Genomic DNA, 24,626 nt, shown 5'->3' with positions numbered 1-24,626 from the left:
TATCAAGGACGGTTTTTACAGGGCAAGGATATCTGAAACCATAGTCATAAAAAAACGACCGCCCTTTCGGACGGCCGTTTTCGTTACATTACATTCGTACGATTTTTATGCGCTTTACGCGCAGTTTGCACATACGCCGATCAGAACGGGCGCTTGGCGAGGTAGTCGTACTCCTGCCACGTCCGCTTTGCGGCTGCAGTCGCTTTTTCGAGCAGCATATTCGCACGCTCGGGATTCGCGGCTTTCAGCGCTTTGAAGCGGCCTTCGGCGTACATATAGTCGGCAAGCTGGTAGTTCGGTTCGCGCGAATCGAGCTGGAAGGGATTGAGTCCCTGCTCTTTGCGGCGCGGATCGTAGCGGTACAGCGGCCACAGTCCGCATTCGACCGCCTGCTTTTGCAGCTTCAAACCGTCGCTCATGTTGATCGTGTGGTTGATACAGTGCGAATAGGCGATGATGAGAGACGGACCGTCGTAGCTTTCGGCTTCGCGGATCGCTTTGATCGTCTGAGCGGCATTTGCGCCCATCGCAACCTTTGCGACGTAAATGTAGCCGTAGCTCATCGCGATCATACCCAAATCCTTTTTCGCGATGTCTTTTCCCGCCGCCGCGAATTTTGCAACCGCGCCGAAGGGCGTCGCTTTCGACATCTGACCGCCGGTATTCGAATACACTTCCGTATCGAGACAGAGGATATTGATATTGCGTCCCTGAGCGAGTACGTGGTCGACGCCGCCGAAGCCGATATCGTAGCCCCAGCCGTCACCGCCGATAATCCAGTTGCTCTTTTTAATAAAGTGATCGGCAAGCGACAAAAGCTCTTTCGAAAGAGCGTCTTTTTTGTCTTTCAAAATCGCTTTCAGCGCCGCAACGTTTTTGCGCTGCGCTTCGATCGCCGCATCGTCGGTCTGCGTATTCGAAAGAAGTGCATCGATCTCTTTTGCGGCGATACCCTTTTCCTTCGCTTCGGCTGCAACTTCGCGCGCGTATTCGGCAAGTTTTTCCGCCGTAAGGCGCATACCGAAACCGAATTCCGCCGCATCTTCAAAAAGCGAGTTGCTCCACACGGGACCCTGTCCGTTCGCATTCGTCGCATACGGCGTCGTCGGCAAATTGCCTCCGTAAATCGAAGAACAGCCTGTCGCGTTTGCGATCATCGCGCGGTCGCCGAAAAGCTGGCTTACCGTTTTGATGTACGCCGTTTCGCCGCAGCCCGCGCACGCGCCGCTGAATTCGAAGAGCGGCCGCTTCATCGAAAGACCTTTGGCCGATGCGAGGTTGAGCGTCGAAGCGTCCACTTCGGGCAAGCCGAGGAAGTAGTCCCATTTTTTGCTTTCGGCTTCTTTGTATTCGGGCGTAAAGAGTTCCATGTGCAGCGATTTTTTCGGCTGTGTCGGGCACGTATATACGCACAGTCCGCATCCGGTACAGTCGTCGGCGGAAATGGCGAGCACGAATTTCTGTCCGGGCTTTGCAGGCTTCATCTCGGCGCTCTTGAATCCCGCCGGAGCTTTTGCCGCTTCCTCGTCGGTCATCGTTTTCATGCGGATACACGCGTGCGGACACACGAGAGCGCAGTTGCCGCACTGGATACACGTCGCTTCATCCCAGCACGCTACCCGTTCGGCGATACCGCGTTTTTCGTACTGCGTCGTCGCCGTGGGGAAAGTACCGTCGGCGGGCAATTTGCTGACCGGCAGTTTGTCGCCTTCCTGAGCGGCCATAGCGCCGAGCACGTTTTTGATAAAGGAATCGTTCGTGTTTTTCATCGCCGATTCCATGTGGAAATTGCCGCCGACCTTTTTGCCTTTGAGATCGACTTTTTCGACGGCTTCGAGCGCCATTTCGATCGTCGAAATGTTTTTGTTGACGACGTCCTGGCCTTTTTTGCCGTAGGTTTTCGCGATGAATTTCTTCATGTATTCGACGGCGACGTCTTCTTTCAAAACGCCCGAAATCTTAAAGAACGCAGCGAGCATGACGATATTGATGCGGTTGCCCATGCCGGCTTTTTCCGCAATTTTAAACGCGTCGATGACGTAGAACTGTGCTTTTTTTGCGAGGATGCGCTTTTGCTGTTCGACGGGGATCTCCTCCCAAACATGCTCTTTGTCGAAGCGGCTGTTGAGCAAAAAGATTCCGCCCTCTTTCAGATACTGGAGCATGTCGTACACGTCCATGTATGCGAATTTGTGGCAGGCGAGGAAGTCGGCAGCCGTAATCAAATACGGGCGGCGGATCGTCCGCTTGCCGAAGCGCAGGTGCGACACCGTGATGCCGCCGGATTTTTTCGAGTCGTACGAAAAATACGCTTGAGCGTTGAGGTCGGGGCGCGCGTCGCCGATGATTTTGATTGCGATTTTGTTCGCGCCGACCGTACCGTCGGAACCGAGTCCGTAGAACATCGCTTCGGTCATGCCCTGTTCGGCGATAAAAAAGTCGGGATCGTATTTCAGCGATGTCTTCGATACGTCGTCGTTGATACCGATCGTAAAGTGATTTTTCACTTTATCTTTCGCGTCGAGATTTTCGAAGCACGAAATGACCATCGCAGGCGTAAACTCTTTCGAGCCGATACCGTAGCGGCCGCCGACAATCAGAGCTTTGCGTCCGGCTTCTTCGAAAGCCGTGCACACGTCTTCGTAGAGCGGCTCTCCCAAAGCACCGGGTTCTTTCGTGCGGTCGAGTACGACGATCTTTTTCGCCGTTTCCGGAATCGCCGCGAGGAATTTATCCGCAGCGAAGGGACGGTACAGATGCACCTTCACGACGCCGACTTTTTTGCCTTTCTGTTTGCACAGATATTCGACCGTTTCATGAGCCGTGTCCGCGCCCGATCCCATGATGATCATAACCGATTTCGCGTCTTTTGCGCCGACGTAATCGTAGAGTTTGTATTTGCGGCCGGTAAGCTTTGCGAACTTCGCCATTTCGTTCTGTACGATCGCCGGGACAGCTTTATAATAATTGTTGACCGCTTCGCGGCTCTGGAAGTACACGTCGGGATTTTGCGAGGTACCGCGGATTTCAGGACGCTCGGGATTCAAACCGCGGGAACGGTGAGCGCGCACGAGGTCGTCATCGACCATGCCGCGCATCTGCTCGAACGACACTTCATCGTATTTTTGGATTTCATGCGATGTGCGGAATCCGTCGAAAAAGTGCAGGAACGGAACACGCGAACGGAGCGTCGCCGAATGCGCAATGACCGCCATATCCTGCGCTTCCTGCACGGAGTTCGATGCGAGCATAGCCCAGCCGGTTTGACGGCAAGCCATGACGTCCGAATGATCGCCGAAAATCGACAGGGCGCTCGTTGCGACGGCACGTGCCGCAATATGAAATACCGTGCTCGTCAATTCGCCTGCAATTTTGTACATATTCGGAATCATCAGGAGCAAGCCCTGAGAAGCCGTAAACGTCGAGCTCAGCGCGCCCGCCGTCAGCGCACCGTGTACGGCGCCCGCAGCTCCCGCTTCCGATTGCATTTCGACAACCGTCGGCACCGTGCCCCAAATATTTTTTTCGTTCTTTGCCGACAGATCGTCGGCAACCTCACCCATCGGGCTGGACGGAGTAATCGGATAAATCGAAATTACTTCGCTCAGCGCATGCGCAACGCGTCCGACCGCAGTGTTGGCGTCGAGCGTTACTTTCTGTTCTTCTGTTGCCATGGCAGCTTCCTTTTCTTGAAATGTATTGATGTGAAACGAGTATCAATTCGCACCTTGTATTTTACACCCGATGGCGGGGATTTGCAAGTATGCGAAACAAGCTTTGTCCCATCGAAGCTGCCGTCTAAAATTCTTTGTGCAGACGCGGCAGCTCTCGGATCCACACGTCCGCCATGTATGCGTAACCCGAAACGTTCGGATGAATGCCGTCTTTGCACATGAGCGAACGATAATCTTTCGCTTCGAGCATGGCCATGCGCATATCGATGTACTGGACGCCGTGACCGAGGGCGTATTTTTCGATCGAAAGCGAATAGAGTTCGTGAGCACGGTACAATTCGAAGACATCGCCGGAGAGAAAGGCGTCGATGTTTTTTTTGTTTTGACCCGAGGTAATCGTTTTATACCAGCGGTCGAGAACGAGCGGCGGCATCGTCATCAAAAGCGGGGTGATTTTATGTGCGCGGAGCGTTTCGACCGCTTCATCGAGCATGCGCAAAAAATCCGGCAGCGGGTTTCGAGGTTTGTGCGGAGCATCGGGGTTTTCGCTTATCGGCGTCCAATCGTAATCGCAGTCGTTGCCGCCGCTTTCAACGATACCGAGATCGCAGCTTAAACCTTTTTCCATGTCGCGCTTGAGCGTGCGAAGCGCTTTATTGATGATGTTGCCGAATACGCTTTTATTGATGAGCGTAAAGCCGAGCTTTTTTTGAGCGAGGGCGAGACTGTTTTCTTCTTCAAGGATGTCAAAGCGGCTTTCGCTGTAACCAGTGACCGCCCCTTTTAATATCGAATCTCCCCAGACCGCTATCGTGTGTATTCCGTTTTCCATACTGCGCTTCAGACGATGATGCCCTTGGTCGAAGGAATCTCTCCGCACCTTCGAACGTCGAGCTCGACGGCGCTCCGTATCGCGCGGGAAGCGGCTTTAAACATCGCTTCGATTTTGTGGTGATCGCTTCTGCCGCGAATCGTGTCCAAATGCAGATTGCATTTGGCGCCTCCGACAAAGCCCTGCCAAAAATCTTCAACACAGTCCGTTTGAAAGCTCGCTTCTTTTCCGTCATCGCCGAGCGACACGAGGGGTATGCCCGAAATTCTCCCGTCGAAAACGAGGTAGGAACGTCCTCCGAAATCGACTGCAGCGCGCGAAAGCGTTTCGTCCATCGGATAGATAAAAAATCCCGAACGCGAGATACCGGCGCAGTCGCCGAGCGCTTTTGCAAAGCAGCTTCCGAGCACGATACCCGTATCTTCGATGAGGTGATGCTGATCGACGTTCAAATCGCCTGAAAGCGTGCCGCTCAAATCGAAGAGGCCGTGTTTGCAAAAAGAACGCAGCATGTGATCGAAAAATCCTATCGGATTTTCTACCGTATATTTTCCGCTCCCGTCGAGGCCGAGGGTGAGCGCTATCCGCGTTTCGCCCGTGTTCCGTTCTATCGATGCGATTCGTCCTGCCATAGCACGCTCCGTGATTTGTTAATTATTAATTTATGCCAGCACTTTCCGAAGATCGTATTCGAGGATATCGACCGCACCGAGTTTTTTCAGTTTCGGCAAAAGGAGCGGCACTTCGGATTTATCGACCGCAATTTTGACCGCGTAGCCGTCATCCCCGTACAGCGGAGAAACGGTCGGGCTTTTCATCGCGGGAATCTCTTTGATAAGCGTATCGAAAATGTCTTTTGCGCAGTTCATTTCGAGCATCACTTTGTTCCGCGCATTGAGCACCGCTTCGAAGAGCATTTTCAGTTCGTCGATCTTTTGCTTTCTTTGCGGGTCTGCGAGCGCCGTCTTCGATGCGAAAAAACACGTCGAGCTTTTCAAAATCGTGTCGACGATGCGGAGCCCGTTTTCCTGCAGCGTGCGCCCCGTCGCCGTATTGTCGATGATCATATCGGCATCGTCGGGCGGGAACACTTCGGTTGCGCCGTATGTCCGCACGATGATACTGTCGATTTTTTTGCTTTCGAGCCACTTGCGCGCGATCTGCTCGTATTCGGTTGCGACGACGACGCGCTTCGTTTGAAGCGTGTGATCGTCGAGCGCGTTCGGCACTGCCGCGACGATGCGCACTTTGTCGAAGCCCAAGTCCATGATCTCTTCGACATCGGCTTTCGTCTCTTCGATCCAGTCGCGGCCGGTAAAGCCCGCATCGTGAGAACCCAGTTCGAGCAGTTTGCCGATGTTCTGCGGTTTCATCACTTTCGCTTCCAAATCGCTTTGATTGACGATGGGGCGGTACGCGCGTTCGGGCAAATCGACTTTGATGCCCGCGCCGCTTAAGAGGCCGACGACGTTTTCGTAGATTCTTCCTTTCGGAAGGAGCAGTTTTAATTTTTCCATAGATTTTAAACTATAGCCCAAAGGCTCGGATAAATCAATCGTTCGTTTGCGCGTACAGGTTTTATCGCGCTACATCATTCGTCGATTGTCTGTCAAAACGGAAAGACGGAGCTGTTTCAAAAGTCGGGGACAATCCCATGCGAAAAAAAACCGCAGCGAAGGCGATTGCATCTCCACTGCGGGTAAGATCACGCTGCTGCGCAATGCGCGCGGCTGCTTTTAGAAGTCGATGTCTTTACCGTAGTATGCAGCGAGGTAAATCTTTTTAATATCGGCAGGCGATGTTTTTCTCGGATTGGTAAGCGTACACGCATCGTTGAATGCCCGCTCGCTCATCAGATCCAATACCTTGAGGAATGCATCTTCGGGGATGACGGTGTTTTTGCCTTCTTGAATCGTGCGCGTAATGCCGACCTTTCTATTTAAAGCCGTCACCGCTTTTGCGATATCATCTATGCCCAAAGCGCCTTCCAATTTGCTGTAGCGGTCGGTTTCCTTTCTGTTGTAGTCGATGATGTACGGAAGCATGATGGCGTTCGCCTCTCCGTGTGTCAAATGAAATTCTCCGCCGATCTTATGCGCCATAGAATGCACGATGCCGAGCGAACAGTTGCTGAACGCGATACCCGCAACGGTAGATGCCGTATGCATCTTTCCGCGCGCTTCCATATCGCCGCCGTTTGCGACTGCCCGTTCGAGATATTCGAATACGAGCCGGATCGCTTCGAGCGCATAGGGATCGGTGTAATCGTCATGGGCGGTCGAAACGTACGCTTCGATCGCATGCGTCATGACGTCCATACCGGTTTGCGCCGTAACGAGCGGCGGCATCTTTGCCGGAATTCTATCGTCGACGATAGCGATATCGGGAATGATATCGGGACTGACCAGAGGGTATTTGATATTTTTTTCTCTGTCGGTGATAACGGAAAACGCCGTGATTTCGGACGCCGTGCCGGACGTGGACGGGATGCCGATCAGTTTTGCTTTTGTCCGCAGCTTCGGAAATTTGAATGCGACCAAATCGTCGAAATTATAACCCGGATATTCGTAATACACCCACATGATTTTGGCGGCGTCCATCGAGGATCCGCCGCCCAATGCGATGATCCAGTCGGGCTTGAATTCGGCCATCTTCGCCCCGCCGTCTTTACAGGTTTTAATGGAAGGATCGGGTTCAACGCCGTCTATGACTTCCACCTGCATTCCCGCTTTTTCCAAATAGCCTTTAGCTTCATCGATGAATCCGAATTTTTTCATCGAGCTTCCGCCGGTGACTATGACCGCTTTTTTTCCTTCCAGCGTGGAAAGGAACTCCAATGCACCTGCACCGTGGACGATCCTGTTGGGGATACTGAACGTTGCGTACTTCATATTACCTCCTGCTTCGTATAATGAGCTGAAAGCGGCGCCGATGCAGGCGTCTCTTCCAGCGTTCTTCCGTGTAGCCGTATATATGTATTCGATTGCTTTCGTCCCGTTTATCATAGTGATCTGCGATTGTTTAGTAAAGATTAAAACGGTATAATTTTTTGAAATCTGCGGCGGCATATCGCATTTTTATTTGGAGACAGCTGTATGGGTAAAATCGCGTGGTCAAAAATTCTCGGAACGTATGAAGCGCCTGAATGGATGAAGGCGATCGGTCGTTTCTTTTTCCGCAATAAAGCCGGATTTAAAAAAGCACGGAAAATCGCTCTCATTTCGCTCGCATCCCTTGTCGGCCTCATCGTGCTCGCCGTCGCGGGTTTGTTTGCATGGGCCTTTATCTCGTCGAAGATGCCTCTTAAAATGGAAATCGGTTATTCGGTCGAAGAGCCGGACTTGCTTGAAAACGCAAAAGATCCGCTCGTCGTTTCATTCAACGGTTCCGCGGCGAAAATAGACGATGCCGATAAAATCGTTGCCGGCGGCATAACGATGAAACCCGATATGGCCGGCGAATGGCGATGGATCGGTTCCGACGAACTCGTCTTTACGCCTTCCGAGCCGTGGCCGCTCGGTACGCAGTATCAGATTTCGTTTTCGAAAAAAGATTTTGCAGACCACGTTAAAATCCGTTCGTATACGGCAAAATTTTCAACCGACGATTTTTATGCGGAAATCGAAGATGAGGAATTCTGCATCGACGCCGCCGACCCCGCAAAAAAATATATCTCTTTTTCGCTTCGTGCGAATTTTCCGATAAACTCCGACGGCATCGAAAAGCTCGTCTCGCTTTCTCCCGATATGAAAAATCCGAAAAGCGGTACTTTCGAAAAACGCAGCTATACGGTCACGGCAGGTTTGAGCGACGATAAACGTACCGCGTTTTTTGCGTCCGAACCGCTCGGCGTGCCTGCAAAAGACGTAACGATGAACATCGCGATTGCGGCGGGAATCAAATCGGCTTCGGGCGGATCGCCTTTGAAAAAGATGACGGCTTCGGTTACCGTTCCCGGCTCTTCAAGCTATGCCAAAATCGAGTCGATAGATTTTACCCTTGTCAAAAACGACGCGCAGGAATACGAGCAGGTGATCGCGATCGAAACGACGGCGAAGATAAGCGCCGATAATTTGCAAAGCGCGCTTTCGGTATACGAGCTGCCGCAGGATAAACCTGCAGAACCGGGCAGACGCGGCGAAAAAGATTACGAGTGGTACAGCGAAGAAGAAGTTACCGACACCGTTATTAAAAACAGTAAAGCGCTTTCGTTTACGGCGCTGCCGTCGGAACTCGAATACGATACGATGCATTCGTTTGTAATCGATGCGAAGCCGGGCACGTATCTCTACGTCGCGGTAAAAGACGGCGCAAAATTTTACGGCGATTATTATCTGACCGATCCTCACGGAGAAGTCGTAAAGGTGCGCTCCTATCCGAAAGAGACGACGATTTTATCGGACGGTACGATCATTTCGATGCGCGGCAGCAAAAAGATTCCGGTGCTCACACGCGGCGTCGACAAAGTATACTACACGGTGTGGCGCATGCAGAGCGACGAAATCAATCACATCGCGTCGATGTCGAACGGCGATATGAAAAATTTTTCGTTCAACTACGACTATATCTTCAATCAAAACAATGTGAGTGTGGTCTATCGTTCCGACGCTTCGGTCGCTGCGACGAGCGCGAAAAAACCGTCGTATACGAACTTCGATTTTTCAGGCTATTTGAATTCGATCCCGTCGCAGCATCTCAAATACGGTCTCTTTTTGTTCCGCGTGTCGAGCGAAAAAAACGGGCACGGAGACGAGCGGCTCATCCTCGTAACCGATCAGGGGATCATCGTTAAAAAAAATGCAGATAAAACCTGCGACGTATTCGTGCAGTCGATTGCGACGGGACGGCCACTTGCGGGCTCTGAAATACGAGTCGTCGCGCTCAACGGCGACACGCTCGCTTCGGGCATTACGGCATCCGACGGTCACGTAACCCTCCCTGCTCTTTCGACGAACAACAAGGAACATCGCCCCGTCGCCTACACTGCGATAAACGGAAACGACTTCGCATTTATGCCGTATGCCGATTACGGACGTTCGCTCGATTATTCGGATTTCAATACGGGCGGCGAATACGGCGCGCTCGACCCCGATGCGATTCACACCTATATTTTTTCCGACCGCGGTATCTACCGGCCGGGAGATACGGCAAAGCTCGGTCTCATCGTCAAAGCGGGAAATTGGGCGAAAAGCCTTGCGGGCACTCCTCTCGCTTACGTCGTTACGGATCCGAACGGCACGGAGATAGTCGATAAAGAATTCGCGCTCAACGACGCGGGCTTTGAAGAAATCAAATTCTCCACTCAATCCTACTCTCCGACCGGCGAATACAACGTTTCCGCATACTTCAGAAAACAGCGTTCCGACGGAAAAATCGAACGCGTTTTCCTCGGAAACGAAACGGTCAAAGTCGAAGAATTTTTGCCGGATACGCTTTCGATTTCGACGGCTTTCGATCCGCTTCCGGCTTTAGGCTGGATCCGGCCGGCAAAGCTTACGGGCGTCGTAAAGCTGAGAAACCTCTTCGGCACGGTTGCGGCGGGCAATAAAGTTTCGGCGGAGATTTCGCTCGCTCCGGGATATATGCGCTTTCCGCAGTACCGCGGCTACGTATTTTCCGATCCGTATACCGGAAAAGATTCGTATACGGAAACGCTCGACGAAAAGACGACCGACGATGAGGGACGGGCTGAGTTTGCGCTCGATGTCGAAAAATTTGCCAAAGCATCGTACCGCATGACCTTTACGGCCGACGGTTATGAAAAAGGCAGCGGCCGCGCGGTCTCTTCGCAGTCGTCGGTGTACGTTTCCCCGCTCGAATATCTCATCGGCGTAAAAGCCGACGGCGATCTTTCGTACATCAAAAAGGATTCGACCCGCGAACTGACGCTCATCGCAGTCGGCCCCGACCTCAAACAGAGAGCGGTGTCGGATGTCGAACTTGTCGTCACGGAAAACCGCTACGTGTCCGTACTCGTCAAGCAGCCGAACGGCGCGTATAAATATCAATCGGTAAAAAAAGAATATCCGGTATTTACGAAAACGGTTACGATCCCCGAAGCGGGATTGAAATATCGGCTGCCCGTTTCGGATGAAGGCGATTTTACGTTGACGCTGAAAAACGGTGCAGGTCTCGAATTTAATAAAACGCCGTATTCCGTTATCGGCGAAAAAAATTTGCAGCGAAGCCTGTCGCGTACCGCGGAACTCGAAGTAAAGATGGAAAAAAGCGATTTCCGTCCGGGAGAAACGGCGCAGATTTTTATCAAAGCGCCGTATGCGGGAAGCGGTCTCATCGCAGTCGAACGCGATAAAGTGTATACGTACAAATGGTTCCGTTCCGACGGCGCGTCCTCTCTGCAGTCGATCGCGATTCCGCAGGGACTTGAAGGAAACGGCTATATCACGATTATGTACGCGCGCTCCTACGACTCCGAAGAAATCTACATGAGTCCCTTCTGCTATGCGGCCGTTCCGTTTTCGGTCAGCCTCGAGCGGCGTACAAACGAAATCACGCTCGATGTAGCGCGTGAAGCGAAGCCCGGAACCGATTACACGATTTCGTATTCGAGTAAGAGGCCGGGAAAAATCGTCGTCATGGCGATCGACGAAGGCATTTTGCAAGTTGCACGTTATAAAACACCCGATCCGCTTGCATACTTTTTTAAAAAGCGCGCGCTCGAAGTTTCGACATCTCAAGTGCTCGATTTGGTTTTGCCCGAATACAATATCCTCCGTACGCTCGCTGCGGCAGGCGGCGGCGAAGACTACGAGCTGCTCGCGCACAATTTGAATCCGTTTAAGCGAAAACAAAACGAGCCGGTCGCCTATTGGTCGGGCATCGTCGATACGGGGCCCCAAAAGAGAAACCTTACCTACCGCATTCCCGATTACTTCAACGGAAGCCTCCGCGTTATGGCCGTCGCCGTGTCGTCCGATACGATTGGCGTCGCACAGGCATCGTCGGAGATAAAAGACACTTACGTCATCGTGCCGAATGCTCCGACTTTCGCCTCTCCGGGAGATACTTTCGACATATCGGTGACGGTAACGAACAACGATAAGGGTTCGGGAAGCGATGCATCCGTCGTACTCAGCGCCGTTCCGACCGCTCACTTTTCAATCACGTCTGCGCAGTCGGTCACGCTCAAGATCCCCGAAGGGCGGGATGCGACGGCGACGTTCGGCATAAAAACGAATGACGTACTCGGAGCTGCGGATATCGCGTTTACTGCAAAGGGCGCTTCTCATTCGTCGCGCATCACTTCATCGATGAGCGTCCGTCCGTCCATGCCGTATCAAGTGCGGCTTACGAGCGGGCGCGTCACAAAAGACAAAACGAGCGTCGACGTCGATAAAAAAATGTACAACGAATACGCGACGCGGGAAATCGCGCTTTCGTATCTGCCGAGCGGACTGGCAAAGGGTTTGCAGTTTTATCTCGAAAAATATCCGTACGGCTGTTCTGAGCAGCAAGTGAGTATGGCCTATCCGTACCTCTTCCCCGACTTGCTCAAAGAGTCGGGCAAAACGAAAGCGGACGCTCAAGAAGCGATCGACAACGTCGTCGCAGCTCTTCAGTCGAGACAAAAGTCGGACGGTTCGATCGGATTTTGGACGCACCGTTCGGAAAGCTGGGCTGCGCTCGACGCATACTGTGCCATGTTTTTAACCGATGCGCGCGAAAACGGCTATTACGTCCCCGACGTGTTTTTTAACAATCTGCTCGGCGTTTTGAAAAAGAGGGCGGCCGACACGGACGGCGGCGTATACGGCCGCGCGTTCTGCGTTTACGTGCTCACGCGGAACGAAACGGTGACGACGGATTATATCAATTCTCTGCGCAAAGATATGGATCGCGACGATAAAGCTTCCGTTGCGGGCGTTTTCCTCGCCGCATCGTATAAAATGCTCGGCATGGCGTCGGAAGGCGAAAAGCTCGTCTCGCGCGTAAAACGCGGGGTCAAAACGGCCGATACCATCGGCTTTTTCGAAGATGACTTGTATTTCAAATCGGCGTACCTCTACCTCATTTCGGAATATTATCCCGAAAAACTTTCCGCCGTTTCCGCACATCTGCTCGAATCGATCGAAGACGAAATCGTTCACCGCCGTTACGCATCCCTTTCGGCTGCGATGACGCTCATCGCGATAAAAAGCTATCTCGCGGCAATGCCCACATCTGAAACGGGAAAATTTACCGTTACACAGGAAGCGGACAAAACGACGAAAGCACTTACGCCGCAGGGCGAAAAAGTCTTTACCGCCGAGTTCTCTTCCGATGCGCAAAAGCTTCGCTTGACGAACGAGGAAAAGACGAATCTCTTTTATCAAGTGACGCAGGGCGGATTTTTGCACGATATCCCCTCAGGCGAAACGAAAGACGGCATCGAAGTGTACCGCGAATTTGTCGATGCGAACGGCAAAAAAATCGATGCGGTAAAACTCGGCGATGAAGTGACGGTAAAAGTGAACGTCCGTTCGACGAAAAACAAATCGATACGCAACGTCGCCGTCGTCGATATGCTGCCGTGCGGTTTGGAAGCTGATATCGCGTCCGTACGCGAAAGCGATACCGGCTGGAAACCCGATTACGTCGACATACGCGAAGACCGCATCGTGCTCTTCGGAACTGTGACGCAGGAACTTAAAACGTTCACGTACAAAGTGCGAGCCGTCAACTCAGGGAAGTACACGGTGCCGCCGCTCTTTGCCGAAGCGATGTACGACGGCACGCAGCGCGCGCTCCGTCCGCAAAAAAGCATAACGATCTCCGATAAATGAAAAAGCGTCATGCGGCAGCTCTCGGCGTTGCCGGCTTGCTGCTGCTTTTTTGCGTTGTCGATGTCGTCCGCAGCAAAGCGAACGGCATCCTCGACGGTATCTCTTTTTCCGGCGCCTATGCCGACCGGAACGGAAAACTCCTCCGCGTGTACCTCACTCCGGACGAACGCTTTCGTATTTATAAACCCGTTACGGAATTTCCGAAAGAATTTCTCGAAGCGCTTTTGCTTCGGGAAGACCGGCGCTTTTATGTGCATCACGGCATCAATCCCGCATCCCTCATACGCGCAGGCTGGGAAACCTACGTAAAGCGATCGCGCGTTATAGGCGCGTCGACGATTACGATGCAGACGGCAAAATTGAAATACCGTCTGTACACGCGAAGCATTCCCGGAAAACTCGCGCAGATTTTTTTAGCGCTCCGTCTCGAAATTTTGTATTCGAAACAGGACATACTCGACGCGTACGTCAACCTCGCGCCCTGCGGAAAAAACATCGAAGGCTTCGAAGCGGCTTCTTATTATTTTTTCGGAAAGAGCATCGAAAAGACGGATCTGCCGCAGCGCCTCATGCTCTGCGTACTTCCGCAAAATCCTGCAAAGCGATGTCCCTCCGCATTTCATGTCCCGGACGAACTCATCGACGCGAGACTCTCGCTTTTCGACGAATGGATAAAGGAACGTCCGGCGGCAAGCGGCGAGCGCTCTTTCGTCGCCTCTCCCCCTCAGCTCGTCTGCGCTTTTCCCGACGAAACGCCGCACTATACCCGCATGCTCGAATTGCAAAGACCGTATCGCGCACATCCGCAAAAAATTATTAAGACGACAATCGATTCGAATTTGCAGGAACTCGTTGAATCGCGCATCCGATTTTTTATCAATCGAAAGCGGCATTTGGGCATTGCGAACGCTGCTGTTCTCCTCGCCGATTCCGAAACGATGGAAGTGCTTGCGGCAGTCGGTTCGGCGCGTTTTTACGACGACGCCATTCAGGGGCAGGTCGACGGAAACATCGCAAAGCGTTCGCCCGGCTCCGCGCTGAAACCTTTTATATACGCGCTCGCCCTCGATCAAGGGATCATCCATTACGGCACGATGCTCAAAGATACGCCCTCGAGCTTCAGCGAATATACGCCCGATAACTACGGCAACACATTCAAAGGCCCGATAAAAGCGTGGCAGGCGCTTACGGAAAGCCGCAATATCCCCGTAATAACGCTCGCACGGAAATTGAAAAATCCCGACCTCTACGATTTTTTAGCGGACGCGGGCATCTCCGCTCTCAAAGCGAAGGACAGCTACGGACTTTCGATCGTACTCGGAAGCGCGGACGTAACGCCCTTCGAACTTACGACGCTGTACGCTTCTCTCGTAAACGGAGGCACGGAGCGGCCGCTTAAAACGGTTATGGGCGAAAGCCGTGCGGCAATCGACGACGCATTAACAATTAATAATTTTAAAGAGCATAAACTGTTTTCGCCCGAAGCGGCGTTCATCGTGTGCAAAATGCTCGAGCAGAATCCTCCGCCCGTCGAAGCAAGGTCTGCCGAAGCGAAAGCCGTTCCTGTCGCCTACAAAACGGGAACGTCCGTCGGCTTCCGCGATTCGTGGACGGCAGGCTTTTTCGGCAAGTACGTGATGTGCGTGTGGATAGGAAATTTCGACGGCGTCGGAAACAATGCGTTTCTCGGACGCAGTGCCGCAGCTCCCCTTTTTTTTGCGATTGCCGACAGTATGATCGCGTCAAGCAGAGTCGGCGTATCCTTGAAGTTTCCGCCTGAGGGAGTGATGAAGATACGCGTGTGTTCCGTGTCGGGCGCCGTTCCGACCGACGACTGCCCGCATATCGAAGAAGCGTGGTTTATCCCCGGAGTGTCGCCGATAGCGAAGTGCCGCATTCATCGGAAGATAACGATCGACACGAGAAGCGGCTACCGCACCGACGAAACCGGAAAGCCGTATTGCAAAGAAGTCGTGCGCGAATTTTGGCCGAGCGATTTACAGGCGCTTTTTGCCGAAGCGGGACTCCCGCGTCTTTCTCCTCCCGATTATCCGCCAGAGCAAAGCAAAAGCGGTTTATACAAAAGCGGCTATCCGCCGGAAATACGTTCGCCTCTCAAACATACCGAATACGTGTTCCGCTCCTCCGATCCCGCGCGCAGTACCATCGTTTTGAGCGCATCCGCCGATGCCGATACGAAAGAATTGTTTTGGTTTTCGGGCGCGTCGTTTATCTGCAAAAGTGCGCCGGGCGAAAAATACGAATGGAGACCGTCTCCCGGCATTTACGAACTCACCGTCGCCGACGGCAAAGGCAGAAGCGATTCTTGTACGGTGAAGATTCGAAGCGCGGACTAGAGCCGGCACTTCGGACTCCGTTGAAGTGCCATGTGCGGGGTGCATTGCGTACAATCCGCGTGCAATGCGTAAATCAATTTTTATCTAAACGGCAACATGGAGTTTTGAAAAGCAAATACCCTCACAGTTTTTTGATTTCCGCTTCCGAAAGGCCGGTCGCTTTTGATATCGCTTCAAGACTCAGCTGCATACCAGATAAAATTTTTGCCGTTTCTCGCTTTGCCTGATATGAGCCCTTGGCGATGCCGTCGCGTATTCCCCGCTCAAAGCCGATCTTTTCACCTGCCATGCGTAAATCATCTTCCCGTATATTCAACGACATATACCAGCTCCTGAACTTTTCGTTCCGTTTCGCTTTTTCGACAAGCTCATCGATGTGCTGTGTAAAACCGCTCGTCGCCCGCCTCTCGCAAAGATACTCCAACAAGGCGCTCAATTCAGGCTCTCCCTCTTTACCGTAGGCACCCACATTATAAAACACCTTAGCGCTTTTGTCATCAAGAAAAAGAGTGCAGTCAGCGGTACAGATATTGCGGAATTTGTAGACGGGTAAACCTCTGTCGAAAGGATCCTGCGTACAGATAAAAATGACATAGCTCTCTTTCAGTTCCGCGTAACTTTGACCGCGCAAGAGGTTATCGACATCCATAAGGCTTTGGTAATAGCGTGTGCGTTTGGGAAGAGAAGGCGGAAGTGACGTTTGTATTTCGATATCGAAGACGCGCTCTGAATCGGCGACATAGACGTCGAGACGTATGCCCTTGCTTTCGTAAAACGGCGCGATCGTTTTTTGCAGCGAAGGATATCCGATATTGCCGACGTTGATATGTAGAAGCCGTTCGATGATACCTTTGCATATCGATTTGTTTTTCATAATTACACCGAACATAAAGTCGTCGGTAAAAGTGAGTTCGTCGACGGGTTTATGGGTATATTCCATTGGTACACCTTCGGTTATTGAGATGGTGCGGCAAACCGCTGCTATATATATCGCTCATAAAGTAACAAAATACGCGGTTTTTTATGAAAATAAACGGAACCGCCCATCCTGCGCCGCGGTCTCAGGCGGAGTGCCATGTGCCGCAGTCTTCTGAGGCCTGCAATCCGTGTGCAATGAGGGTGCCGTATTTCCTCACGTAAAAATCTAACCGAAATACCGCTGTCTTTTTTATTAAAACAGGTGTATACTGTTCTGAGAAAAACGGGAGAAGCCTATGAAGTTTTTAGTCATATCCGATTTACACGGAAATATTTCGGCGCTCGAAAAACTCGACGGAGAGTTTAAAGCGGTCGATGCGGTTTTGTTCGGCGGAGATTTCGCTGCGTTTAAGCACGCGGAAACGGGGTTGCCCGCACTTGAAGCTTTGTGCAAAAAGCACGACGTCATCTTTTCCGTTATCGGAAACTGCGACGAACCGGATTTTTTACACGAAATCGAAAAAAAAGACATCAGCGTCGAAGGCGCGCTCGTCTACCACGACGGCATTTGCATCGCGGGAAGCGGCGGCGGCAGCAAGTTTACCGGTACGACGCCGAACGAACGAACGGAAGACGAACTCCTGTCGGATTTCGACGTCATCGAACGCGCTTCGGCAAAGAGCGGCGGCACGTGGAAAAATCTCATACTCATTTCCCACAATCCGCCGAAAGATACAAAGTGCGATGCGGTAAATCCGGCTTTGCACGCGGGCTCGCAAAAATTCCGCGAATTTATAGAACGGATAAAACCGCTCGCCGTTATCACCGGACATATTCACGAAGGGGCGGCGATCGATAAAATCGGAGCGACGACGGTGATCAACCCCGGTGCACTCCTCGACGGAAATTATGCCGTTATGGAAATCGCCGAAAACGACGGCGAGTGGAGCGTCGCAGACGCGGAACTTCGAAAGACGGAGCGATAGCGGCGATCCTGTGGAAACGAAAAATTAACAATTATTAAATTCGATTTCAGGTTCAATCAACATACTCCGGTGCGGTATGTGAGATAAGATTCCGCACGAAAAAACTCGAATTTTCCGATCATCTGCGTTATTCGCTCGATGCGATTCGGAAGCCCATGTAAGTATAGGATTCGTTCGGATCGAATGCGTAGCGATCGCCCGCGTTGATAAAGGGTGTGTATTCCGAAACGCTTCCGCCGCGGCTTACGCGCTTTGAACCGTATGCGGGGCCTGTATACCGTGCTCCCTTTTTTTGCTCCGTATAATCGGCAAACCAATCCCAGCAAAACTCGAGCACGTTGCCGCTCATATCGTATATGCCGCTTCCGTTTGCATTGCCCGATCCGGGAGCAGGCGGCGCTTCCGGCGTAAATACAGTGCCTGCCGTTCCGACGATCCGAGGGGCATCCGCATTGCTGCAGTCCCATGCGACAAGCGACGCGTCATCTCTCCCTTCACCCCCCGTTTCGCCGCTCGCCTTATCGCCTCGCTGCATGCCGCTTTTCGTTATACGGGCGGCGTACTCCCATTCGGCTTCCGTCGGCAGCCTATAGCCGTCGGCGTTCCAGTCGCATACGGACAGGTCGCACGAAGCGGTATCGGTCGAATCGCGCAGTACGTTTCCTTTATACGAATAGCACGGCGTTTTATTTTCGATTTCGCTGAGCGCATTGCACCACACGATCGCATCGTACCAATTTATCGCCGTAACCGGAAAATATTTATCTTCGTCCGTCGGCTCTCCGCCGCGTCTGCCTTCCGAGCCACCCTGTCCGGGGTTTGCAAAAACATAGCCGCGCCCTTCCGCGTCTATACGCACGGCGTACCAAAGCGCGTATGTCGTTTCGAATTTATTGATTTTAAACGGCAAAACGGTACGTTCGGCCGTATAGGTTTGACTGTTTTCGCCGATGATGAAAGTACGGGCGGCGTTTCCGTCGGTCGGCCGCGTCATATCGATGCCGCCGAATGTATCGCTTCCGCCCTTCGCGCAGAGCGGAAATGCCGTACAAAAAATTACTGAAATCAGTACGATAGCATATTTTTTCATAAGTTCTCCAAAAGAAAACGCTCAAGCGATTTTTGCATCCCACCTCAGCGACGACGATATTTCGGACGGCGTTTTTTTATCATATCTTCTCGTTATTAAAATATAAAAAATTACGAAAGGTTTCAACGTAATTCGATTCGCCGAATGAACCTGCAGGCCGAGCGAGGATGCGGTGCCGATTATTTTTTTATCGATGTACGATCGCGGAGCATGAGCGCCGTAAGAATCGTCGTTAAAATACAGCCGCCGGAAATGACGAACATGCCGACCCACCCGTTGCTTGAAAACGGCAGCGGTACGTTCATACCGAAAAAGCTCGTGATAAACGTCGGCACCATGAGCACGAGGTTGATGACGGTGAGGCGTTTCATACTGACGTTCAAATTGTTCGAAATGACCGACGTAAAAGTGTCCATAAGACCCGCGAGGATATTGTTGTAGGTTTCGGCCATACCGATCGCCTGCTTGTTGTCGATGTCGACATCGTCGAGCCAATCGTAATCGTCTTCATCGAGATTTAATAATTTCGTTCTGCGAAGTTTTTGCAGCAAAAGCTGATTGCTTGTAAGAGATGTCGTAAAATATTCGAGAGACTTTTGCAAATTGAGAAGCTTGACGATTTCTTTGTTTTCGATCGGTCCCTGCAGTTCGCGCTGCATGGCGGTCGTCTGACGATTTATTTCTTTGAGATAACGCAAAAACGTCGTGTCGGCGCGGCTCATCAGTTTGATGATAAAAGCCGGAAAATCGTCGAGCGTGATCCCTTTTACCTGTCCCGACGCGATACCGCCGAGTATGTCGCAACTTGAAGAACAGATCGTGATGATCGTATTTCCTTCGATCACGATGCCGAGGGGAATCGTATAAAACGACACTTCCGCAGCCGCATCGTACACCGGCATCCGTATGATGACGAGCACGTACGAGTCTCCCTCTTCGATGCGCGAAAGTTCGTCGGGGTCGAGGATATCGACGATGTGGTCGTAGTCTATACCGCAGCTCGTTTCGAGAAGTGAAGCGTCGATGCTCGAAACGTTGCGGGCGTCGACCCACGTGCGGTTTTCGGTATTCAATCGTTTTCCGGGGACGCGGACGAATTGTCCGTTTTTTTGCTGCCAATAAGAAATCATCGCGGGTGAAATCTTAGCAGAAAAAAGCGCAAAGCGCAATGAACGAAAATGCGGCAATATAAAATATTGTCTTTTCGGGCGATGCTGTGGTATAGTAATATGAGGGTATAAAATTATTATGAATAATTTTATTATCATCGTTAATGCATACGGTTACATAATAATTACGGCACATAAGCAAAAGACTCTATGACAATAGAAGAATTTGAGAATACATATTGGTACACGAGTGAACTCAAAGCATTGGCGAAATCGCTTAAAATACCTGTTGATTCAAAAATACGAAAAGATCAACTTGAGGCGTTGATTATTCAATTTTTGAAAACCGGAACGGCGAATAAAAAAAATAGTTATCGGAGTAAAAGCCGGAATAGAGACCTATTGAATAATCATACTTATGTTGAAAATTTTAGCAACGAAAAAGAAACATGGGCATTCATACACAGTGAAATGGATAAACGGATTCCGGGATTAAAACCGAAATCGGGTGCAAAATATTGGCTTAATCGATGGATTGAAGATAAACTTTCCCATGGTGAGAAAATAACTTATGATGATGTTATTTGTGAATATATTCGGTTAAACCAAATTGAAGGAAGGCTTCCGCAAATTCCATCCTGTAAATTTAATAACTTTATAAGTAATTATCTGGCGAATGAAAAAAATGCAACAAGAGAAGACGCTTTGGAAGCATGGAATAAGCTAAAAGATATGAAAGCGAAAAAAGATTATATAACGTGGAAAAAGAATAAAAATACATAAAAAATTTCATCTAATACCCGCTTCAACGCTGACAAACGGTACTATGCCCGTTTGCAGGTTAAGCGAATGTGACGGCTTACCGAACCGCTTGGGGATTAAAAAATGGATGACAAGATTGATGAAACAAATGTAAATGAAAAAAATATCGATTACAGTAAGTTTGAAGAATTGTTTTTCGAAAATGTCAGAAAAGGAGAAAAGTATCAGCATTTTCTAAATCTCAGTTCTCAATTAGATTGTATGCTTATTCGAAGTATTTTAGCTTCAATGAAAATTCCAACTTATGTTGAAGGTGAAAATATAAATAAAATTTATGGAGGTACTGCAACTTTTATAACTACTGTCTTTAAAATAAAGTTATACATTTTGATCGATGACTACGATGAGGCATTTATAGTTGTAAAAGACTATATTAAAAAGAAACTGGAATCCCTTTCTTCTCGAGAAGGGAAAGATAAATATTTAAAGGCTTTTCAAATACTTTCCGCTCCTTATATAATTTCAAATTCCCAAGAAATACTCGGTATTTCAATTATGAGTAAAAAAACAATGGACGAAAAACCGAAAGAAAATATTTTTTTTCAAATTTTTAATGCTTTATTCGTGCGGAGGGTTTAATACCCCGACACTCTGCGCCGGGGTTGTTGATTCAAAAAAGAGTAGTTTGAATTTTAAGCGAAGAAAAACAGCTGTAGTATGATTCAGACTGCAAGGAGGGTTTCGGTTCGGTGCCGCTTTCGTCCGTACTTATCCAAAAGCTTCTCGGCCACAGCGATGTCAAAACCACTATGGTTTACACCCACGTTCTAAACCGCGGCGGTCCGGGCATTCAAAGCCCTATAGACAGGATGTAATTTTTCTTTGCTCCGTTTAGCGAAGATAGGCCTAATCTGCCAATTGTTGATTTATTCTTGTAAACAGTTATGGTAGAAAGATCTGATTTTTTGATCCGCCGCAATTTAGATGGAAAAGCATAGGTTTTTGTGATATTATACGGAAAGGTTGAAAGGATGTTAGGTGGACGCTTTCGGCGGGCGAGGAAAAATGGGAAATAAGTATTTTGAATCTCATGAATGGAATGTTTTTTTAGATCGAACATTTGGTCCATTATCATGGATATATAATTCTGAAAATGCTTTTGAAGGAAGTTGTTTTATTCTAAAACATCTTGATAGATTCTTTGTTGTAACTGCTTTTCATGTAACAGAGAATAATAAGTTTATTCTTATCCCCTTTTTTTATAATGACGAAGATGAACCTTGTGATGGATTGGTTAAATCATGGAAAATATTTCTTAGAGAAAATATTAATTATTGGTTTGATTCAATTTTGGATATTGCAATAATTGAGATAGCAGATATTCCATATAAAGGAATAGAACCAGTTCAAATTAGTAATTTGTCTAAAAAGGTTGATAAATCAAATTGGGTACACTATTGTGGATTCACTAAATCGCATGTTAATCAAGTAAGAAAAAATGAAAAGTCAAAGAAACTAAAGAATGAAACAACTGGAAAATTACTTTTTTATCCTTTTCATGTGCTACAACCCATAATAAGGCTTTGATGAAAAGTATATTTATGGTGAGTATAGCAATAGACTTCCACGTTATTCGGATAATGATAAAGTGGTAATTGAAAAATTACCGAAACCTATTGGTCTTAGTGGAAGTGCTGTATGGAAATTTGATCTTTCAAATAGTAATGAAAATCCAGAGATAATTGGTATGGGGATAGAATATTATGATAGTAATCAAACAATTAAGATATTGAGATCTGAGATTATTGTTGATTTCATTTATAAAAAATTACCCAACACCCGCTTCAACCTGACATTGCGGGCAAGCCGCAAATGCAGGTTAAGCGAATGTTAGGTTGATGCTACAATGTACCACAAGGAGTTTAATAATGAAATCGAAGGGTTATTTACGTTTTCATAATAGAATTGACTATTTTGATATTGATCTTGAGCTTATTGATATGGTAATTTTAAACCAGAAAGATTTGGCTGATGAACAGAAAATATTTAAGAACATAACAGAAGAAAAATTTCCACATCTATCAAATAGAAAAAATACACACGGTAGTAGAAAAATAATACTTGAACATCTGAGAACAACTGTTCATATTTCATTTATAAAAGAAATTTATGAAGAGATAACTGAGTATATTCAATATATAGTTAGTTGTGCTTCAAAATCTGATAACCTCGATATTAAAAGATTTATTGGAAATAATAAAATTCAACTAGGTGCTGATGAAGTGATTTCAGCTGGCAATTGGAATAATATTACTGATAAAATTTCCAATATTTTATTTAAACAATTGGAAAGCGAGCGTAGTACAATGAGATTAATACAAGAGATAAATAAAAAATTGAATCTTGATGTAGATAATAAAGTGATTGAAAATGCTTTACCATATTTAGATATGAGGCATTCTTTTGTCCATCAAAATGGAAAAGTTGATAAGAGTTTTATTAAGAAATATCCAGAACTTTCATACAAAAAAAATAAAATTGTATTAAAACGGGAAACTTTAATAATAGCAAAAGAAAATATTATAAAACTAGCACAAGCATTTGATAAAAAAATGATTGAGTATAGTTTATTTTCTTCAAAGGAACTTCAGCCGTAATTATACCTAACACTGTTTTCAAAGCCGATATTTTTTGCATTCGCAAAAATGCGGTTTAAAACAATGTTAGACGCATAGGCCATAGGGCATGAAGGAGTTATAAAATGAATAAAGTTCTAATTGATACAAATATATTATATTCTCTATCAGGAATTGATGATAAGGATGACAATGTTGATTACGAAGTATTAAGAAACGAATTTAAAAAATATAAAAATATTTGTATTTCAGAATTGTCTCTTTTTGAATTATATACTCATTTAGGATTTGATGAGGGAAAGAGAAACTTAGTTAAAGATTATATTTGTAAAAATAGCATATCTATAGTTCAGAGCTTTCCTGATATTAGTTCATTTATAAAAGCTACAGATGGTAAGAATTTAGAAAACGAAAAGACAAAGAAGAAAATAACCGATTTGAAAATAAATTTAGAAGCACAAACTTTAAGAAGTTGTATTGTTATTATTGCATATATTTTCTATTATTTTATGTTTTTAAGTATTGGAGAAAATTCTAAAGAATTATTTTCTTTTCAAGTAAACTGCCTATTAGAAAGTAATTCTGGTTTTTTACTTAATGAGTGCAAAAATCTTTTATCAGATTTTTATACAAATGGTATAAAACCAAAAGATAGAATTCATGAGTTGATAACTCCGATTCTTTATAATGTGTTCATTAATTATGAATTATCGATGCAGAATTTATTAGTGTCGGAGGTAATTGATAATACAAAACAATACGTTGAGAACACATCAATACCTTTGTTTGAATTAAAAGAAGGTATTTTCCGTTCAGATAATGGTATTTTATGTAAGAAAGATTTGTATTGGAGTAATTTAAATAAATCAATTAATTTTATTAAAGATTTTTTCATAAAAAATTATCCTTCAGAAAAAAACTATATAAACTATTATTGTTGCTATGCTCGAGCCTTTTTAACTCAGGGTAAAAAGTTTGATAAGAATAACTTATTCGATTCTTTATTTCATTTTCATGATGATAATTACACAGTATTTACGTTAGATACATTTTTGACTGAAACATACAAGAATGAATCTCATTATTCTACTTTGATTGATTTACAAAATAAAATAAAAAAGAACGTCTAACACAGTTTTCAAAGCCGACAACACAAGTCTTTGCTTACGTTGCGGTTTAAAACAATGTTAGGTGCACGCCTTCGGCGGGCAAGAAAGAAAATTATTTACACATTAAAGATAAATGTGGTAAATATATATCTGTAATAATCGAGAGGAGAAAAGGCCAGAAATGAACATATAAGATTTATATAAATTATCTTCACCATAATAATTATAGGAGTTTTATATGTACGGTCCTCAACCCAATGAAATACACCCCATGAAAGGGTTTGATCAAGTATGTTTTATTAAGAATATAATTACTAATCCAAATATAATCGTTGGTGATTATTCGTATTACGATGATCCAGTAAATTCA

17 protein-coding genes and 2 pseudogenes are annotated in these 24,626 nt (G+C 47.7%); 11 read left to right on the top strand and 8 right to left on the bottom strand.

Annotated elements, in window-relative coordinates:
- Positions 1–140: 140 nt before the first annotated feature.
- The 5 genes from nifJ to IZU26_RS12865 form a co-directional block, all read right to left on the bottom strand.
- The gene (nifJ, locus tag IZU26_RS12885; RefSeq protein ID WP_433279549.1) at positions 141–3,674 is read right to left on the bottom strand and encodes a pyruvate:ferredoxin (flavodoxin) oxidoreductase; all 3,534 of its coding nucleotides are present in this window, start codon (positions 3,672–3,674) and stop codon (positions 141–143) included.
- 124 nt (positions 3,675–3,798) lie between these two features.
- Positions 3,799–4,506 carry an SGNH/GDSL hydrolase family protein gene (locus IZU26_RS12880; RefSeq protein WP_433279547.1) on the bottom strand — a complete coding sequence of 236 codons (708 nt, stop codon included), beginning with the start codon at positions 4,504–4,506 and terminating at the stop codon, positions 3,799–3,801.
- 8 nt (positions 4,507–4,514) lie between these two features.
- Complete coding sequence (locus IZU26_RS12875) at positions 4,515–5,138, bottom strand: imidazoleglycerol-phosphate dehydratase (RefSeq protein ID WP_433279545.1); 624 nt, start codon at positions 5,136–5,138, stop codon at positions 4,515–4,517.
- Positions 5,139–5,168: 30 nt separating this feature from the next.
- Positions 5,169–6,023, bottom strand: a complete 855-nt coding sequence (gene hisG, locus IZU26_RS12870) for an ATP phosphoribosyltransferase (protein WP_433279543.1) — start codon at positions 6,021–6,023, stop codon at positions 5,169–5,171.
- Positions 6,024–6,242: 219 nt separating this feature from the next.
- A complete protein-coding gene (locus IZU26_RS12865) occupies positions 6,243–7,397 on the bottom strand; it encodes an iron-containing alcohol dehydrogenase (protein WP_021331662.1) in 1,155 nt (384 codons plus the stop codon).
- A gap of 204 nt (positions 7,398–7,601) precedes the next feature.
- Between IZU26_RS12865 and IZU26_RS12860 the strand changes: the two genes are divergently transcribed.
- Entirely contained in the window at positions 7,602–13,289 is a 5,688-nt protein-coding gene (locus tag IZU26_RS12860) for an alpha-2-macroglobulin family protein (RefSeq protein ID WP_433279540.1), read from the top strand.
- Positions 13,286–15,646 carry a penicillin-binding protein 1C gene (gene pbpC / locus IZU26_RS12855; RefSeq protein WP_433279538.1) on the top strand — a complete coding sequence of 787 codons (2,361 nt, stop codon included), beginning with the start codon at positions 13,286–13,288 and terminating at the stop codon, positions 15,644–15,646. The genes IZU26_RS12860 and pbpC overlap by 4 nt, the downstream gene beginning before the upstream one ends.
- Before the next feature lie 121 nt (positions 15,647–15,767).
- On the opposite strand, the gene IZU26_RS12850 is transcribed toward pbpC, so the two are convergent.
- Positions 15,768–16,586: an Rpn family recombination-promoting nuclease/putative transposase gene (locus IZU26_RS12850; protein WP_433279537.1), complete on the bottom strand. Its 819-nt coding sequence runs from the start codon at positions 16,584–16,586 to the stop codon at positions 15,768–15,770.
- 274 nt (positions 16,587–16,860) lie between these two features.
- On the opposite strand from IZU26_RS12850, the gene IZU26_RS12845 reads away from it, so the two are divergent.
- The gene (locus tag IZU26_RS12845) at positions 16,861–17,550 is read left to right on the top strand and encodes a metallophosphoesterase (protein WP_433279535.1); all 690 of its coding nucleotides are present in this window, start codon (positions 16,861–16,863) and stop codon (positions 17,548–17,550) included.
- 127 nt (positions 17,551–17,677) lie between these two features.
- Here IZU26_RS12845 and IZU26_RS12840 read toward each other — a convergent pair whose 3' ends face one another.
- Both IZU26_RS12840 and IZU26_RS12835 read right to left on the bottom strand, forming a co-directional pair.
- On the bottom strand, positions 17,678–18,640 hold the full coding sequence (locus IZU26_RS12840; protein WP_433279533.1) for a formylglycine-generating enzyme family protein: 963 nt from the start codon (positions 18,638–18,640) through the stop codon (positions 17,678–17,680).
- Between the two features lie 179 nt (positions 18,641–18,819).
- Entirely contained in the window at positions 18,820–19,770 is a 951-nt protein-coding gene (locus IZU26_RS12835) for a magnesium transporter CorA family protein (protein ID WP_021495584.1), read from the bottom strand.
- A 189-nt stretch (positions 19,771–19,959) separates the two neighbouring features.
- On the opposite strand from IZU26_RS12835, the gene IZU26_RS12830 reads away from it, so the two are divergent.
- From IZU26_RS12830 to IZU26_RS12795, 8 genes and pseudogenes are all read left to right on the top strand, one after another.
- Positions 19,960–20,532, top strand: a complete 573-nt coding sequence (locus IZU26_RS12830; RefSeq protein ID WP_433279531.1) for an SAP domain-containing protein — start codon at positions 19,960–19,962, stop codon at positions 20,530–20,532.
- A 102-nt stretch (positions 20,533–20,634) separates the two neighbouring features.
- Complete coding sequence (locus IZU26_RS12825) at positions 20,635–21,150, top strand: hypothetical protein (protein ID WP_433279529.1); 516 nt, start codon at positions 20,635–20,637, stop codon at positions 21,148–21,150.
- Positions 21,151–21,281: 131 nt separating this feature from the next.
- Positions 21,282–21,386, top strand: a pseudogene (locus tag IZU26_RS12820) (integron integrase); the annotation flags it as partial.
- Between the two features lie 163 nt (positions 21,387–21,549).
- Positions 21,550–22,098: a hypothetical protein gene (locus tag IZU26_RS12815; RefSeq protein WP_433279527.1), complete on the top strand. Its 549-nt coding sequence runs from the start codon at positions 21,550–21,552 to the stop codon at positions 22,096–22,098.
- Between the two features lie 61 nt (positions 22,099–22,159).
- Entirely contained in the window at positions 22,160–22,405 is a 246-nt protein-coding gene (locus IZU26_RS12810; RefSeq protein ID WP_433279525.1) for a hypothetical protein, read from the top strand.
- Positions 22,406–22,439: 34 nt separating this feature from the next.
- Complete coding sequence (locus IZU26_RS12805) at positions 22,440–23,168, top strand: hypothetical protein (RefSeq protein ID WP_433279523.1); 729 nt, start codon at positions 22,440–22,442, stop codon at positions 23,166–23,168.
- 104 nt (positions 23,169–23,272) lie between these two features.
- Positions 23,273–24,277 (top strand): hypothetical protein, encoded by a 1,005-nt coding sequence (locus IZU26_RS12800; protein WP_433279521.1) that lies wholly within the window; start codon positions 23,273–23,275, stop codon positions 24,275–24,277.
- 217 nt (positions 24,278–24,494) lie between these two features.
- Positions 24,495–24,626: pseudogene (locus tag IZU26_RS12795) on the top strand (chloramphenicol acetyltransferase); the annotation flags it as partial.

This window comes from Treponema sp. SP13 (assembly GCF_050938355.1).
Taxonomy (GTDB): domain Bacteria; phylum Spirochaetota; class Spirochaetia; order Treponematales; family Treponemataceae; genus Treponema_D; species Treponema_D socranskii.
Note: the sequence above shows the minus strand (reverse complement) of the source record. Positions and strands in the feature narration are given on the sequence as shown.

What these genes read in the sequence shown, in the direction of transcription:
- nifJ (WP_433279549.1), bottom strand. Translation starts at nt 3,674, where the DNA reads ATGGCAACAGAAGAACAGAAAGTAACGCTCGACGCCAACACTGCGGTC.
- IZU26_RS12880 (WP_433279547.1), bottom strand. Translation starts at nt 4,506, where the DNA reads ATGGAAAACGGAATACACACGATAGCGGTCTGGGGAGATTCGATATTA.
- IZU26_RS12875 (WP_433279545.1), bottom strand. Translation starts at nt 5,138, where the DNA reads ATGGCAGGACGAATCGCATCGATAGAACGGAACACGGGCGAAACGCGG.
- hisG (WP_433279543.1), bottom strand. Translation starts at nt 6,023, where the DNA reads ATGGAAAAATTAAAACTGCTCCTTCCGAAAGGAAGAATCTACGAAAAC.
- IZU26_RS12865 (WP_021331662.1), bottom strand. Translation starts at nt 7,397, where the DNA reads ATGAAGTACGCAACGTTCAGTATCCCCAACAGGATCGTCCACGGTGCA.
- IZU26_RS12860 (WP_433279540.1), top strand. Translation starts at nt 7,602, where the DNA reads ATGGGTAAAATCGCGTGGTCAAAAATTCTCGGAACGTATGAAGCGCCT.
- pbpC (WP_433279538.1), top strand. Translation starts at nt 13,286, where the DNA reads ATGAAAAAGCGTCATGCGGCAGCTCTCGGCGTTGCCGGCTTGCTGCTG.
- IZU26_RS12850 (WP_433279537.1), bottom strand. Translation starts at nt 16,586, where the DNA reads ATGGAATATACCCATAAACCCGTCGACGAACTCACTTTTACCGACGAC.
- IZU26_RS12845 (WP_433279535.1), top strand. Translation starts at nt 16,861, where the DNA reads ATGAAGTTTTTAGTCATATCCGATTTACACGGAAATATTTCGGCGCTC.
- IZU26_RS12840 (WP_433279533.1), bottom strand. Translation starts at nt 18,640, where the DNA reads ATGAAAAAATATGCTATCGTACTGATTTCAGTAATTTTTTGTACGGCA.
- IZU26_RS12835 (WP_021495584.1), bottom strand. Translation starts at nt 19,770, where the DNA reads ATGATTTCTTATTGGCAGCAAAAAAACGGACAATTCGTCCGCGTCCCC.
- IZU26_RS12830 (WP_433279531.1), top strand. Translation starts at nt 19,960, where the DNA reads ATGACAATAGAAGAATTTGAGAATACATATTGGTACACGAGTGAACTC.
- IZU26_RS12825 (WP_433279529.1), top strand. Translation starts at nt 20,635, where the DNA reads ATGGATGACAAGATTGATGAAACAAATGTAAATGAAAAAAATATCGAT.
- IZU26_RS12805 (WP_433279523.1), top strand. Translation starts at nt 22,440, where the DNA reads ATGAAATCGAAGGGTTATTTACGTTTTCATAATAGAATTGACTATTTT.
- IZU26_RS12800 (WP_433279521.1), top strand. Translation starts at nt 23,273, where the DNA reads ATGAATAAAGTTCTAATTGATACAAATATATTATATTCTCTATCAGGA.